The sequence below is a fragment of the Streptomyces sp. NRRL S-31 genome, assembly GCF_000718775.1.
Lineage (GTDB): Bacteria > Actinomycetota > Actinomycetes > Streptomycetales > Streptomycetaceae > Streptomyces.
This window is the reverse complement of sequence record NZ_JOCB01000264.1, coordinates 1-371: the sequence shown is the minus strand read 5'-3', so window position 1 is coordinate 371 and position 371 is coordinate 1. Positions and strand designations below refer to the sequence as shown.

Annotated in this window: 1 protein-coding gene; it reads right to left on the bottom strand. The window is 67.7% G+C overall.

The window, feature by feature from the left end; translation table 11 throughout:
* Positions 1-371: ATP/GTP-binding protein (locus IF37_RS0138550; protein ID WP_030754533.1), on the bottom strand; the 371-nt coding region annotated here is incomplete at both ends.

The following is a 371-nucleotide window of genomic DNA, read 5'->3' as shown; positions in this document are numbered from 1 at the left end:
GACGAAGGGCAGGCCGCTGTTCTCGAAGTAGTCGACCGCGGGGAAGCAGTCGGCGAGCCGGCGGGTGTCGACCAGGACGATCGCGCCGATCGCGCCGCGGACCAGGTCGTCCCACATGAACCAGAACCGGTCCTGGCCGGGCGTGCCGAACAGGTACAGGATGAGGTCCTGGTCCAGGGTGATGCGGCCGAAGTCCATCGCCACCGTGGTGGTGGTCTTGTCCCCGGTGTGGGTGAGGTCGTCGATGCCGGCCGAAGCGGACGTCATGACGGCCTCTGTACGCAGCGGATTGATCTCCGAGACGGCACCGACGAACGTGGTCTTGCCCACGCCGAAGCCGCCCGCCACCACGATCTTCGCGGAGGTGGTGG